At 61.7% G+C, this 13,907-nt stretch carries 12 protein-coding genes; all 12 read right to left on the bottom strand.

Annotated elements, in window-relative coordinates:
* Nucleotides 1-64 precede the first annotated feature (64 nt).
* Complete coding sequence (locus V6765_RS06235; RefSeq protein WP_448427273.1) at nucleotides 65-421, bottom strand: head decoration protein; 357 nt, start codon at nucleotides 419-421, stop codon at nucleotides 65-67.
* Nucleotides 422-425: 4 nt separating this feature from the next.
* Nucleotides 426-956, bottom strand: coding sequence for a hypothetical protein (locus V6765_RS06230; RefSeq protein ID WP_448427272.1), 531 nt, complete (start codon nucleotides 954-956; stop codon nucleotides 426-428).
* Between the two features lie 25 nt (nucleotides 957-981).
* Nucleotides 982-1,866 carry a S49 family peptidase gene (locus V6765_RS06225; protein WP_448427271.1) on the bottom strand — a complete coding sequence of 295 codons (885 nt, stop codon included), beginning with the start codon at nucleotides 1,864-1,866 and terminating at the stop codon, nucleotides 982-984.
* Nucleotides 1,863-3,641 (bottom strand): phage portal protein, encoded by a 1,779-nt coding sequence (locus tag V6765_RS06220; RefSeq protein ID WP_448427270.1) that lies wholly within the window; start codon nucleotides 3,639-3,641, stop codon nucleotides 1,863-1,865. The genes V6765_RS06225 and V6765_RS06220 overlap by 4 nt, the downstream gene beginning before the upstream one ends.
* Nucleotides 3,638-3,874, bottom strand: a complete 237-nt coding sequence (gene gpW / locus V6765_RS06215; protein ID WP_347445876.1) for a gpW family head-tail joining protein — start codon at nucleotides 3,872-3,874, stop codon at nucleotides 3,638-3,640. Before gpW ends, V6765_RS06220 begins: the two co-directional genes overlap by 4 nt.
* 2 nt (nucleotides 3,875-3,876) lie before the next feature.
* Entirely contained in the window at nucleotides 3,877-5,943 is a 2,067-nt protein-coding gene (locus tag V6765_RS06210; RefSeq protein ID WP_448427269.1) for a phage terminase large subunit family protein, read from the bottom strand.
* Nucleotides 5,940-6,548, bottom strand: a complete 609-nt coding sequence (locus tag V6765_RS06205) for a hypothetical protein (protein WP_448427268.1) — start codon at nucleotides 6,546-6,548, stop codon at nucleotides 5,940-5,942. Before V6765_RS06205 ends, V6765_RS06210 begins: the two co-directional genes overlap by 4 nt.
* Before the next feature lie 167 nt (nucleotides 6,549-6,715).
* The gene (locus tag V6765_RS06200) at nucleotides 6,716-7,315 is read right to left on the bottom strand and encodes a hypothetical protein (protein WP_448427267.1); all 600 of its coding nucleotides are present in this window, start codon (nucleotides 7,313-7,315) and stop codon (nucleotides 6,716-6,718) included.
* Between the two features lie 291 nt (nucleotides 7,316-7,606).
* Nucleotides 7,607-8,374 (bottom strand): hypothetical protein, encoded by a 768-nt coding sequence (locus tag V6765_RS06195; RefSeq protein WP_448427266.1) that lies wholly within the window; start codon nucleotides 8,372-8,374, stop codon nucleotides 7,607-7,609.
* A gap of 410 nt (nucleotides 8,375-8,784) precedes the next feature.
* Nucleotides 8,785-10,587 (bottom strand): phage/plasmid primase, P4 family, encoded by a 1,803-nt coding sequence (locus V6765_RS06190; RefSeq protein WP_448427265.1) that lies wholly within the window; start codon nucleotides 10,585-10,587, stop codon nucleotides 8,785-8,787.
* Nucleotides 10,580-11,827 carry a DUF7146 domain-containing protein gene (locus tag V6765_RS06185; RefSeq protein WP_448427264.1) on the bottom strand — a complete coding sequence of 416 codons (1,248 nt, stop codon included), beginning with the start codon at nucleotides 11,825-11,827 and terminating at the stop codon, nucleotides 10,580-10,582. The genes V6765_RS06190 and V6765_RS06185 overlap by 8 nt, the downstream gene beginning before the upstream one ends.
* Nucleotides 11,824-13,896: a DNA cytosine methyltransferase gene (locus V6765_RS06180; RefSeq protein WP_448427584.1), complete on the bottom strand. Its 2,073-nt coding sequence runs from the start codon at nucleotides 13,894-13,896 to the stop codon at nucleotides 11,824-11,826. The genes V6765_RS06185 and V6765_RS06180 overlap by 4 nt, the downstream gene beginning before the upstream one ends.
* Nucleotides 13,897-13,907 lie beyond the last annotated feature (11 nt).

Here is a 13,907-nt window from a genome sequence, read left to right as displayed (position 1 = left end):
TTCAAAACCTTTCCTGATATGGCTAAGAAGGCGGCGGGAACGGTCCCGCCCGGCGGCTTCACGCCTAGGCGAGCGTTCGCACGTAGAGCGCGGCCCCGTTGCGGCGGAACGCCTGTTCGACGGCGGCAGCGGTATGACCGGTGCCAAACGTCATCTTCGACGCATCGAAAGCGCCGCCGAAATAGGCCTGCGCCTCGACATCGCCGCCTGAGGCATCCACGTCGAAGGCCAGCACGCAATCCGGCACTTCCGATCCGTCTTCGGCGGCGGCAAGAGACAGGATGTGTTTTTCGCTGGCGGTGATCTCGCCGAGCACTGCGCCGCGAGAAAGCGTCTGCCCGCTCGCGATTGTCACGGTGCGGGTGATGACCTGAACATCGGAAACGAGCAGGTCATTGGGGGCATAGGTGGCAGTTGCCATGGGATCAATCTCCGTTGCTCTTGCGGCGATGCCGCGCGTTCATGGCGCTGCCCACAGCGGCAAGCAGCGACTGCTTTTCGGTTTTGGCGGAAGGCGCGCCGCCACCGCCGAGCTTGGGCGTCTTGCCGGCCATCCGGTCAGCCAGACGATTTCCGCCACCGGATTTGCCGGCGGCATTCAGGATCGCGCCCGCATGCGCTGCGGAATGCGTCGTGGAAAAGGCGAGATGCGCCGCCAGGTCTGCTGAGGCGGAGGCCTTCGGGTGCGTCAGGATCGCCTGAATACGGCGCCGCTCGGCTCCGCGCGCCTGACGGGCCGACATCTTGTCGTCCTCCTCATCGCCTTCGGCTTCCGGCTCCTGTCCTTCTTCTTCAGCGGCGGGGTCGGGGTCGTCTTCGCCGACCGGCTCTTCCTCGCCTTCGATCTCTTCCGGCGGAAGCTCCTCTTCGGGATCGTCTTCCATACGGTTTTTGGCCTTCCCGCCGCGCAGGGCAGCGAGCACGCCGGCGGACACGCCGCGCGTCAGGTTCGACATATCGTCTTCCTTCTTTGCTGGTGGATCAGGCCGAAAGGCCCAGTTGTGCCTCGAAGGCGTCAAGCACCTGCGAGGGTCTTGCAACGGCATCGGCAAGCCCTGCCTCAACCGCCTTTTCGCCACGATAGACTCTGGCTTCCGTGGCAAGAGCCTGTTCGACCGACAACCGTCCGGCGCGATAACGCGCGACGGTCGCTGCAAATTCTACCCGCATCTCCTCGAGCTCCGCCAGTTCGCGGGCGAGAACATCCTCGGGGATCGCCTCGTAAGGGTTCAAGTCGGCCTTGTGCGCGCCGGCTTTCAGGATGGTGACATTCAACCCCTCCTTCTTCAGCCAGCCGCTGACATCGACATGGAGCGAAACCACGCCGATCGAGCCGCAAAGGCCCGATGCGGGGACGATGATCTGTTGGCAGGCAGAGGCGAGGAGGTATCCGGCAGAACAAGCGTGATCGGTGAGCACCGCGATTGTCGGCTTGACGGCGGAAAGCTCAAAGAGCTTTTCGGCGCAATCAAATGCGCCCGTCACCTCGCCACCGAAACTGTCGATCTCGACAATCGCGCCCTTGATTGCATCATCCGTTCGACAGTCGTCGGCCTGTATGCCGATCGCTTCATAAGTGGTCATGCCGCAGGACTGACCGATCCACTTTCCCTTGTTGATCAGTGAACCCTCGATCTCGATCAGCCCGATTTGGTCACGGATGCGATGCGCACCGCGATAGATTTTTTCGCCGTACCAGTCGACCTCCTCGCGCAGCCCTTCGCCGACGATCCCCATCTGCCGACCATTAGCGTCGTCAAGGCCAAGAACGCGCGGACCGAAAGCGCGCGCGATCGTCTCTGCCTTTGCCGGCTGCAGCATCAGCGGCGTGTTAAACATCCGGCTTGCGATTTCGGGATAATTCATCGTTTTTGCCTTCCGATCTGCGGAATGCCGAGCCGGTGGCGCGACGCACGCGCCGATTGCCCGGAGCGCCCGTTCACGCTTTCCTCAATCTCTGTATCTTGGTCGACATCATCGAGCGGCGAACCGCCATTGTGACCGAGGACGTCGGACTGCTGCGACGGATGCACAAGGCCAAGACTGCGATAATAGCGAGCCTCACGAGCAAGCTGGTCAGCATCCATCTTCCAGTCGCGGCCCTGCTCGGCAGATTCCTGCTGCAACGTGGTCAACTTGCGGTCGAGCCGTTCGCCCGCCGCCTGGGCTTCGCGCAGCGGATCAATCCAGCCGCGACCCGGGCCGATCCAGTCGGCATGGCACCATGCGGACGGGTTCGCTTCGAAGGAAAGCGCCCCTTCCGGCAGATCGATCAATCCCTTGTCAAAGACTTCCTCCAGCCACGCGCGATAGATCGGCGCCATGAACTGGGCAGCAAACCCGCCCTTCTTTGCCGTGAACCCGCGCCAGATTTCCAGAAGCGCGGCACGGGCAGAGGAATAGTTCACCTGGCTCCAGTCCATGGTGAGCTGCTCATAGGTAAGCCCCACTGCGGAGGCGACCTTGCGCAAGGCTGCATTCACGAACACCTCGAAATTGGCGTTCGGATGCTCGGGCTTCGTCAGTGTCGCTTTCTCGCCTGGCAGCAGCGTATTCACCCGGACGCCCGGCAGATTGATCGGAGCCGTGCCGTAGTAGGCGGACTGCGCGGCCGATATCTCGCCATAGATCTTGGCAAGCGTGCCATCGCCGCCGTCTGCGTCGAGAGCGTTCATCATCTCTTCGGGATCGAAGGGCGTTTCGATGAAAGCCGCCATGATGGCATTGAGCATCGCGGCCTGACTTTCGAAATCCTCGTAATCCGTCGACTGTTTGATCGACCGCATGATCGGCGCCCAGTCGGATGCGCCGCGCGTCATGCCAGGCCGCTTCGGATCGAAGGTGTGAACCACGATCGGGCGGCCCCATTCGGTCGACCGCTCCACATATTCCCATGACCAAAGGTTGGTGTTGCCGGCGTAAATGTCGCCAGGATGGCTCCTTCGGAAGTGGTAGCCCTGCGGCGCGCCATAGGCGTCGATCGCGACGCCATCTCGCATAAATTCGCCGTCGAGCGTTCCTTTCGGATTGGAGCATCGCGCCGGATCAATCATATGAACCGCTGTCTGAAACAACGGCGCATCGTCCTGCCAGATGATCACGCCGAATGCCTCTCCCTCGGGACCGAAGCGGTTGCGCGCTGCAAGGCCGAGGATCCCGGCCATATTCTTGGTGCGCTCCGCATCGCACCACATGTCGACATCCTGCGTGTAGTCGCGCCAAAGACCCTCGATCTGGGTGGCAATTTCTTCGGCCTGGTCGAACGTCAGCCCGAGTGTCGTATGGTTCGGTCGCGCGGCGAGCCTCCAGCCTGCCCCGATGATGTTGTCAACCAGGCGTGTCGTTCCGGCCGCACCCCAGCCATCATTGCGCGCCACATCATTGAGGCGATCGACAAGCGTCGAGCGCGAGAGGGATAGTGCGGACTGGCCGGAAAATCCGCCTGCATGCCAATTGGCGAAAGACGGGTGCGCATAGGACGCGCCCTGATAGGCCGACCGCGAAATCGCAGCTCCTGAAACGCTCACCATACCCCGGCTTCTGTGCTGTTGCGCGACATTGTCTGCCGCCTTTGCGCGCGCAGCCTGCCGCAAACCCGCCGGCAAAGGCTGGTTGTCTGGTCCGTAAATTTCGACTGTCATCCGAAGATCACTCCCCGGCCACGCGGACGACTCGCCGTCCGGATACCGAGTTCGGTCTCAAGCTGGCGAATATAAGCCCGCAATGATCCACGCTCGGCGGCGCTATAGCTCTGCGTTTCACCGTCGTAGGTGATCGTCGCGATGCTTCGGCCAATCTCGAGTTGATGCAACGCCTGCTTCGCCTCGCCAAGGCGCGTTTCCAGTGCGAGCCGTTCTTCCGTCGTAAGCGCCATGATCAATCCTGACTGTTGCGCTGAGCGGCGCGTTCGGCACGGCGCATCGCCGCCGCTACCCTGTCTGAAACCGGGACTTCTGTTGAAGGACGAACCTCGTCCGGCGACCGCTTGGTCAACGCTGCGGTGACGGATGCGAGGCCGTCAATCATATCTTCAAGATCGCCCTGCGCGGCCGGTTCCTGCTGGGAGAGCAGTTCTGCTCTCAAGTCCCATTCCTCGTCCGTCCAGAACGGCACGCCGAGCCTAATGGCCGCAGCTCTCGACTGGTTCAGCATGTCGAGAACCTCGTTGCGCTGGCCATCCGGCAGCTTCCACTTCCAGCGCGGATAGCCGTTTCTGTCTGTTTCCTTGACCCGAACTTCCGAAGTCGCCTGCTGATAGAACGTATCGCCGAGACCGATCGCGAACCGAATGTAACCCGGCTGCTCCGGGTCTTCCTTCCGAAAGTCCCGATAGACTCCCATCTTCATCACCGAGGCGTTGAAGTTGTAAAACCGGCTCGACCACTTTTGCTTCTTCGGCTTGCCGCGCTTGTCGTATTCGCGAACATGCGAGAGCATCGGAGCAGCGTCCCGGTTGTCGCCGCGCACCATGATAACTTTCGAGCGCGGATGGCGGCGGGCCCAGAACCAGACATCCTCTGTATAGGCGTTGCCGTCGATGCCAATTCTATCTATTTCGCGGCGCTTTCCGTTCTCATCGGGCCATGTCCGCGCGATCAAGCGATCCAGCGCCGCCATAACCTCCGGCTCGGAAATGTGGCCGGTATGCTCACGAAAGCCCGGAAGGTGACTGCCGGCACGATTGTCAATTGCGCCGAAGTCAATGACGGCGCTGGACTTGTTCCGGCCCCAGCCGCGCAGCAACCATTCCACGCGATCGCCCTGGACATCGATCCCCATCGTAAGCGCCAGCATATCCGCGGGAACAACGCCCCGCCGAAATCCGGTCTCCTCCGCTCTGTCGCGAAGATCCTCCCAGTCGATTGCCTTGTTGTCGGCCTCGAAGGCAAGGCCGAGCATGTCATTGAAGAAGACCTGCTCGGCGCCCGCGCCCTTGTTCTTGTCGTCGGGCGCGCCGGACTGCACTTTCAGCCAAGCCCTGGCGATCGCTTCCCAGCTTTCGAGCGGCGAGTACGGTACCCAAATATGAAACGAGCGGTGGTAGCGCGCCCGATCGGGATACTTGGCAACCCATGAAGCGCCATTGGCGGGATCAACCATCCACTGGCGATGATGCTCATGAATCTCGCAGCCGCAATGAACACAAACGAAATGCGCCTTCTCGGGATGCTGCGGATCGATGTGATCGCGCATGTTTTCCCATTCGAGCGGTTGCAGTTCGTGACAGTGCGGGCAAGGCACATGATATCGCTCCTGCGTGCCTGCCAGGTAGTTTGTCGTGATCCGACAGCCGGGTGCGATCAACGGCGTCGATATCTTGAAAACCTTGCGGTTGAAGAACGCCTTCGACCGGCTGTCGGCCTGATCCTCAGGGTCGCCCGCCTCATTCGTCAACCACTTCGCAAGGTCATCCTGAACCTGCGAACGCGGCGAGATCATCGACAGACCGGCAGCGGAATTGGCCCCCGCCGCCTGCACCGCGCCGCGGCGATCGATCCGCTCCTTGTAGAGGATCGAGTTACCGCCATCGCGGCTGCCATCGGGAAACAAGGCGCGGACGGCTGCTGTTTCCCGCAGCAGCGGCATCAACTTTGTTTTCGACCACCGCGAAGCGTTTTCCTCAGTCGGATGGACATAGAGGAAATCGCAAGGGTCGAGATGGAGTGTCCCGAGCAGGAATATATTCGCAAGCACCGTGCCGCCAACCTGGGCGGACTTTGCGAGCGTTACGATCGAACAAGGGTCATCCGGCGACAGCGCCCGCAGGATTTCCGAGAAGAACGGAAACATGTCCTCCCGATACGGACCCGGCAAGGCCGAGATCCGTTCGGAGAAAACAACGTTTTCTGTTGCCCACTTCAGATAGTCCACTGGCGGCGGAGGCTCGCAGACCTTTGCCAGGATGTCATAGCGCAAGCGTTCCGGATTGAAGAGCATCGTCATGCGTCTTCACCCTCATCCATGGTGACCAACGTATCTTCGACGCCTTCGCTCTGTTCACGAAAATCCTTTGCGGCGCGGGCGCGAATATCGCGCCACTTCCGCAGAAGCGTCTTCTGGGCATCCCGCTGCGGAATTCCGAATTCCTCTGCGATCGCCGTCGCCATGTCCGGGATACCCTGTTCCATCACTTTGAACGCATCCGAGACCGCGCCGGTCATTTCGGCGCGCGCGGCGGCGGTCAGCATGTATATTCCGGCCTCTGCCTTCTCGGCCCGCTCCATCTGGGCGGTTTTGAGTTGCTGCTGTTTCAGCCGCTCCTGGGCGAGCTTGTCGGCGAAGACATCCGTGACCGGGGCTGTCGGCCCGGCCGGTACCGGGAATGCTTCCTGCTTCGCCGGTCGTGCCAGCGCCGCCTTCCCGTTTGCCCCGTAACCTTGAGCGGGATCGATGGAAATCCCGAGTTGGCGGATTGCGATATCGGGGTGAATTCGCGATCGATGCCCCTCGCCGTCCAGCGCCGGGCCATGGATCTTGCCATCCTTCAGAAACTGGGAGACGCGAGCGCGCGAGACCGAGATCATCGCCGCGAAGTCGCCTTTGCTCACCGATCCCGTTTGCTCTTGCATCGTCGCTAAACTTGCCTCAAATTTAAAATTAAGGCTCCAAATTAAGGCTTGAAAATCGGCCTCAGACTACCGAACCCGCGCGGTGCCAAATACCCGCGCGGCGGTCGGCCGCAGGAAGGACCCGCAGGTTTTGCGACCCATTGGGGTCACCGATTTGGGAACACCTTGCGGAATGCCCGGGCGAAGGTGCGGTTCTTTTTCTCTCGCACCAGATTTTCCACGATGTCATTCAGCTTGAAGCGCTTCGAATAGGGCGTGGCCCTGACGAACAGGATCACCGGATAGAACTCGCGCTTCTCGCGTCCCGAAAACCAAATGCCGCGAATGAGATCTGGGCGACCTATCGGCACGAAATACTGGTTTGGCTTGACCTTCCGCTTGCGGCGGCCTGTGCCCTTGGCGACGCGGGTCGCGCCTGCACCGCGATAGTCAATCTGCAAATCCCGCATGACCTTGTTCAAAAAGCCTTGCGTCAAATTGCCATAGCGATCGAGCGGCGCAGACCTTGCGGGCACGGCAACCTCGCCGCTCCTCATCAGACCGCGTCCGATCAACTGCTTCTCGAACGCCTTGTGCCGACGCATGCCGCCTTCGATATGAGGCCCAAGGAAAGCCGTTGCCGGCAATCCTCCATTGGTCCGGTCTCCGGTGACAGTCACTGCCGCGATCCGGTTGTCCAACCGGGCCTGATCGTAGACCACACCGCGAACGGCGTAAGGCGTCGGACGGTCGAAGATCGACTTCATCTGTCCGCGAACCTCCCGCATGCCATCATAGGCAAGCCAGTTCAGCGCCATCACTTCCGCCTTGGGCAGGTCGCGACGTTGCGCCGAGGTCAGCTTTGCCTCGAAACGGGTGAGATCGATATCAATATGTGCGGAGATCATCGCCAAACAAAAACCCGCCAAGCGGGCTATCCGCTGGCGGGTCTACGTAAACCTTTTCTATGCTATCAAGGTATGTCAACTCACTGCCGCAAATCAAGGGAAAAATGAGGCCGCATTTCCCCTTCTAAATCAACACGATAAACGAACGCTTCACGCGCGAACCTCCCTCATCCACGGCGACATGTCGAAGCGCATAGGGGTGATTTGTTTTTCGCCCAGCCTGCCAGCAAGCTCCCGTTCCAGCATCTGCAGCGCCGCCTGCCACACGATCCAGTCGATCCGAGACTGGATTTCGCCGCGCAACCCGTGTGACAGCACGTATTTCCGATAAGCCCCGCGCTTCGGTCGCTTCGCCTTCCGGTCATAGCCATCCGTCTCCACCTCATGCCAGCGCCCGAAGCTGTCCTTCTGGCGCTTGGCGATGAACCAGACCGGCTTGCCCTGCCTTTCCACCATCCGCACCTTCGGCCGCTCGGCATACCAGTCCGGCCCGCGCTTCAGCACCGCGCATGTGACGATCAGGCTGAAGGCATGCGAGCCCGTGCGCCGCACGCCATGTCCGCGCTCCTCGGCAAGCACCCTGTCAACCTCGCCGGCGATCAGCCCGTGCTCGTCATTCGCCCATTCCGGAAACGGCTGCCAGCCTTCGGGAATGTCGAACCCCGTTCCGGTGAGCGCCTTCACGGCATCGCCCACGATCAGCGCATCGGGGTCAGGCGCAACGCCCTCCTCCCATGTAGGCACCACGCCCCATTCGTTCGGCGTCCGGGCGATGATCGTGCCAAGCTCGCCGGCAGCGTTCAGCCCGGCATTCGCGCTGCTCAGCCGTGGCGACATCCGCCCGCCCGTCGCTTCCGTCTTGCAGAGCTCCTCCGTGAAAGCCCAGGTCAGCAACTGCTGAATGGTCATTTTCTTCATTTTTCAGGCTCCTTTTGCCGTTTTGGACATCTAGGACAGATGGATATTTAGAATGGACAGGTAGAACGCCCTTAAGAAGGACGTATAAATCAAACAAATACATATACTTATGAACAAGAGGACAGGTAGGACAGCAAATTGTGAGGTTTACGTGATGAGGCCACCACCACTTTCTTTCTCTCATTTACGCGCGCATCACATAAACATGCAGATTTGCTGTCCTACCTGTCCGTCGCGCATCAAGCCCATGATTATCCTCAATTTTCCGAACCTTCTGTTAGAGGCTTTCCTGTCCAGCACTCTGATTTTGCTGTCCTATGTGTCCGAAGTCCGCACCCTCAGATATGAACTCAAGGGCAAGTAAGGCGGCACATGCCCAGCCTGCCCTTCGAAGGGTCCGGGTTTCACGCTCAAAATGCATCGGGCCAATCATCGTTTAGAGGATGTGGACCGCCATCGCTTCCAGAACGCCACTCCTCGCCAATGCGAATGCCGTAGTAGACCGTCCCGTTGGAACGGGCCCTCCTAAACGAGTGCATCATCCCATCGCGACCCTTCCAGGTCTTCCTGGTCTGATCTGGAAGCCGTTTGGTGAAGGTCGCCTTCTTGAACTCGGACAAGCCTTCTCGGCTCGCATATCGGCAATAAGCCTCATAGAGCACGTCCGGCCGCTCCGTATCGTCATCCTTGCCCGTGATATCGCACGCATTCCGCAGGAACGCCCCGATCGGGTCGCTCTCCTCCCGGTATTCCGCAGTCGCAAGCCGTATGCTGTCCGGCACCTGAAGCCCGTTCTGAAGATAGTCGAGCGCGCCCTTGATCATCCACGCCAGCACCCCGTCGCGCTCCTGCCGCAGCTTGCGCGGCAGATCGCGGTCTACCTCTTCCTCCGGTATCTGGATTTCCCAAGGCACCAGATGAACGCGCCGCCATATGCCGTCGCTGTCATCGCGGATTTGCGGTTTGTGGTTGCCGGAAAGGATGATCTTGAAATGCGGTATCAGCTCGAAGAAGTCCTGATGCAGCCGCCGCACCGCGATAGGCTCGCCGCCGGTCAGCGTCTTGATCAGCGCATCCTTCAACTGAACGCCCATTTCCGGCTCTGAAGCCGCCACCAGGCGCGCGCCCGGCAGTCTGGCAAGGTCAGGCGTCGCCTCGGCCCCGCCCCTGCGGCTGTCGCCCGCAAAGCTGTCGATCGACATTGAAACGGCATAGTCGCCAAGGATTTCCACCATAAGGTCGACGAAGGTGGATTTCCCGTTCCGGCCTGCGCCGTAGAAGAACACAAGGCACTGCTCGCCGGTCAGTCCAAGCAGGCAATAGCCCATATAGCGTTGCAGGAAAGCACGCCTGTCCGGGTCCGGCATCACGCGAATGAGGAACTGGAGGAATGTCGGGCACCCCGCATCGGAGAACACCTGCGCCTCTGCCAGCTTCGAAATCAGGTCCGTCGCGCGATGCCTGTCCAGACGACACTGCCAGACCGGTTTTCCGGCAGCGGAGGTGACGGTGAAGAAGCGCAGAGTGCCGTTGACGGTGTTCAGCGCATAGAGATCGGTATTCAGGTCCTGGACGGAGAGCGAGCAATAAGGAGCCGCCTCGGCAAGCATATTGTTGATCTTCGAAGATCCCGCCGAGCTCTTGGCATGGTTATGCCGGGATGATTGCCGCCCGCGCCGTTCCTTGTCCGCCAGATCGCCAGCGTCGATGAGTTTCTGGAGCTTGTCGAACTTCGCCAGCTTCTCGGCATCCCAGTCCTTGCCGCGCTTGCCAAGCTCCCGCATTTCCTCGCGCGCATGCCGCCCGGCATCGATGTCCGCGCGTTCCCGCTCCGAACAATCAAGGCTGATGGCCTCTTCATCGATCATCTCGGCCGTGCGATGCGCCCAGACCCGAACCTTCGCGCCGGATTGATCCTCAAGCCAGCGCCGCCCATCATAGCCATGCCAGCCGACATGCGTGACATGGCGAACCCGATCGCCATACCGCGTCAAAAACCGGTTGGCATTGCCAATGTCGGTCTCGGGCAGCGCCGCGCATTCTTCGGTGATCTCTTCGGCCGAGAGATCAAGGACAGAGTCCTCCTCCTCAGCCTCCAGCACCGGCAAAGGGTCCGGGTTTTTCAGATAGGCAGCACGGCCGGCCGCCCGCTTGGCAATCGCCTCTTCCGCCTCCGGCGAAAGCCCGCCCTTCTTCTTCTTGTTCTCAGGCAAAATCGGCCTCCGTCATCACTTCTGAAAAGTCCCCTGCCCCTTCAGGCGGCCACGCGGTCGCCACCACCCGCTCCGGCCGGGTAAACCGCCGTTCCGCCCGCGCCATGGCAAAGGCGGTTTCCACCGGCTCGCTGTCGCCATCGGCGACAAGCACCAGGTCGTCGACATGGTCTGGCGCATCTAGGCATTCGCCGGGCGCAAGCCCCTGCTTAGGCAGCGGCCCGGGCACGGTCACCGCGCGCACCCGGCCGCGCTTGTCGGTCATGGTCAGCGTCGGGTGGCGCTCGCGCCCCTCGGCCGGGCCGCACAGATTGCCGATATCGCCAGCCGCGCCATAGAATGTGTCGGCCCGAAACCCCTCAAGTGCTGCCACCGCGGCGACATTCTCGATTCCTTCGCCAAGCACCCATCGCCTCGCCGAAAGATCGCCGCAAACCGGGATCACCGATCCCTTCTTCGCACCCTGCATCTTCTTGGCGGAAAGCTGCTTGCCTTCCTTCGGGCAGATCAGCACCGGCCGGTATTTCGGCGCGTTCTCAAGGTCTATCCATGTCTCATGGCACCCGGTCACGCTGCCTGTCAGATCGACATAGGGCGCAATCATTGCCGGCCCGCAATGCAGGGAAAGCGGCCGGCCGAAGTTCGGATCGGAGCCATGCCAGAAGGTATGCTGCCCATCGAAACGGATATTGTCGAAGACGGCATCGTCCATATCCGCGCCGCAGCGCAGCCGCAGATAGTCGCGCACCACCTGCCCGGCCGAGCCGGTCACAGAGGCAGCGTTGAACCATATCCCGCGCGCCCGGGAGATCGATCGCTGGCGAAATTCGTTCTGCTCGGCTTCGCGCTTGCCGGCCAGCGCGTCCGCATCGGCCTGCGCCTTCGCCATCCGCGCCTCACGCGCCGCCCGCTCTTCCTCGCTCTCGCGTTGTTCCGGGTCTGGGATATCGCGGTTCAACACCGCAGCACACGCCTCCAGAAACCCCGTCCGGCTTTTCAGGTCATGCCCCAGCTCATGCGCGGCAAGCGAGATGGCATCATGCCCGCCCTGCCCGCATATCCGGCAGTTCCACACGCCCTTTCCGGGGTTCACCGCAAACCCGTCCGTGCCACGTCCAAGCGCTGGACAAGCCCCGGTCCATTCCGTCCCGCGCAACGGAACCCGCCCGATCCGCCCCGCATAATCGGCAAGATCAATCGCGCGCGCCTCGGCAACAAAGGCATCAATGACCGCGCTCATTCCGCCGCCTCCATCATCGGTTCTGGCTCCGCCCGCAGATGCCCGCAATTGGCCGCGACCAGCGCCGCTGCCACGGGCGGGCAGACGGAGTTGCCGCAGGCGGATACCTGCTGCGATTTGGTGAAGGCCTGCCCGTCCGGGCCGCGATCGATCTCGTAATCAGCCGGAAAGCCTTGCGCATTGAACAGTTCGCGCGGGGTCAGCATGCGCATGCCGATATCGACCACCACGAAACTCGCGTCGCCGATCGTTAGCGTCACGAACTCCCGGTCATCCCAGAACCCGTGCTTGCGCAGGAACGCTGCCACCAGTCGCGCCCTGTCGGCCTGCTCTTCGGTGAAGGGCGGCGCATCGAGCGCGGCCTGGACATGGCCGAACCGGTCTTTCGTCGTCACGGTGTGCAGCGGCCCGCCATAATCCGCACCGTCGCCCGTGCCGAAATACTTGGCGCAATAGGCCGCCACCGCGCCCTGTTGCGCGCCGGAAGCGGTGATAGTGGAAAGCGGCGCATCCATGGGCCGGCCCGGATTGACCCCGCCGTCACGCCGGCTGTCATTGTTGTGCTGGGCAACGAAGGCGGCGGCGATGCAGGTATCGGCCTTGGCGGTCACCGTGTGCAGCGGCTCGTTGCCGCCGCGCGGGCGGCTCTGCCCGGCGCGCCCGCCGCAGCCGAAAAGCGAGGGGATAACAAGCGCCGAATGCCCGCCGCCTGCCAACACGGTGGGATGCGGCGCGGTCACCGCGCTGTCACGCCGCGCCGAGCCCTTCAGGCTCATCAGATGCGGAGCCATGAGGGCAAAGGATGTCGCCGTCATCACCGTGCGCAACGGGCTGTCGAGGCCATAGATCCCGTTCCGCTTCACTGCCGACGTCATATCCGTCCTGATGAGATGCGGCACCACCAGCGCCGACTTGTTCACGCCCGCTGTTACAGTGGCGGATGGCGCGGAGACGGGATGCCCAATCGAGGCCCCGAACTGGCGCGACACAAAGGCCGAAACCAGCGAAAGCCCCGCCCCACCCGCCGTGATCGTATGCGTCGGCTCATCCGCCCCGTTGAAGGGTTTGCCGGAATTGCGCATGGTCATCACATGCGGCACCACCACGGCCTTTTCGCCGCGATGCGCGCCGGTGATCGTGCGGAACGGCTCGGAAACCGCCTCGCAGCGCCCGCCATGCGTCAGGTTCACCAGAAACGGCGCATCCGCCTCCAGCACATAGCGGGCAAACCCGCGCGCGATCCTCGCCTCGGTATTGTCCGCCAGCGGCCGCTTGGCGCTCACTCCGTGCTTGGCCTTGATCTCCGCAACGCTGTCGAAAATGCTTGGGCATGGCAAAGACCAGTCGATAATCTCCGCAGCCGTGCGCCACAGCAGCTTCTGGCCGAAATAAACCCCGGCATCGTCCGGTTCGCCATGGGTTTCCTCCGGCCACACGATCGGCCTGCCGTCAAAACGGATGATCACGAACAGCCGGTTGCGGATCGTCGGCGCGCCATAGCGGAAAGCCCGCAATTCCTTCATCTCCAGCTTGCCGCCAAGTCGCCGCAGCCGCCGGCACCATTTCTGGAAGGTCTCGCCGCGGCGCTCGGGATCCGGCACCTCGCCCTTTTCGGTGCGCATCAGCGGCCCCCAGGTGGCGAACTCCTCGACATTTTCCATGATGATCACGTCGATCTTGCCGCCGGATTTCTGGATGCGATCCACCCAGAACGGAATGATATGCGCCAGATCGCGGATATTCCGCTCCACCGGCTTGCCGCCCTTGGCCTTGGAAAAATGCTTGCAGTCGGGCGAGAACCAGGCGAGGCCGATATGCTGCCCGGCCACATAGTCGAGCGGGTCGACATGATAGATGTTTTCCGAAAGGTGCAGCGTATCCGGATGGTTCGCCGCATGCATGGCCAGCGCCACCGGATTGTGGTTGATCGCGATATCCGGCGAGCGCCCGAGCGCCATCTCGATACCCGTGGAAGCCCCGCCCCCGCCGGCGAAACTGTCGACGATCAGCGGAAGGCCGTGTTCAAATCTGCATTTTTTCGGGGCTGGCATGATATGTGCGCCAAGCATGTCATCGATCG

Source organism: Martelella sp. FOR1707 (genome assembly GCF_053484265.1).
Note: the sequence above shows the minus strand (reverse complement) of the source record. Positions and strands in the feature narration are given on the sequence as shown.

Bases quoted from the DNA above. Each gene is read 5' to 3' on its own strand.
- V6765_RS06235 (WP_448427273.1), bottom strand. From the start codon at position 421: ATGGCAACTGCCACCTATGCCCCCAATGACCTGCTCGTTTCCGATGTT.
- V6765_RS06230 (WP_448427272.1), bottom strand. From the start codon at position 956: ATGTCGAACCTGACGCGCGGCGTGTCCGCCGGCGTGCTCGCTGCCCTG.
- V6765_RS06225 (WP_448427271.1), bottom strand. From the start codon at position 1,866: ATGAATTATCCCGAAATCGCAAGCCGGATGTTTAACACGCCGCTGATG.
- V6765_RS06220 (WP_448427270.1), bottom strand. From the start codon at position 3,641: ATGACAGTCGAAATTTACGGACCAGACAACCAGCCTTTGCCGGCGGGT.
- gpW (WP_347445876.1), bottom strand. From the start codon at position 3,874: ATGGCGCTTACGACGGAAGAACGGCTCGCACTGGAAACGCGCCTTGGC.
- V6765_RS06210 (WP_448427269.1), bottom strand. From the start codon at position 5,943: ATGACGATGCTCTTCAATCCGGAACGCTTGCGCTATGACATCCTGGCA.
- V6765_RS06200 (WP_448427267.1), bottom strand. From the start codon at position 7,315: ATGAAGTCGATCTTCGACCGTCCGACGCCTTACGCCGTTCGCGGTGTG.
- V6765_RS06195 (WP_448427266.1), bottom strand. From the start codon at position 8,374: ATGAAGAAAATGACCATTCAGCAGTTGCTGACCTGGGCTTTCACGGAG.
- V6765_RS06185 (WP_448427264.1), bottom strand. From the start codon at position 11,827: ATGAGCGCGGTCATTGATGCCTTTGTTGCCGAGGCGCGCGCGATTGAT.
- V6765_RS06180 (WP_448427584.1), bottom strand. From the start codon at position 13,896: ATGCTTGGCGCACATATCATGCCAGCCCCGAAAAAATGCAGATTTGAA.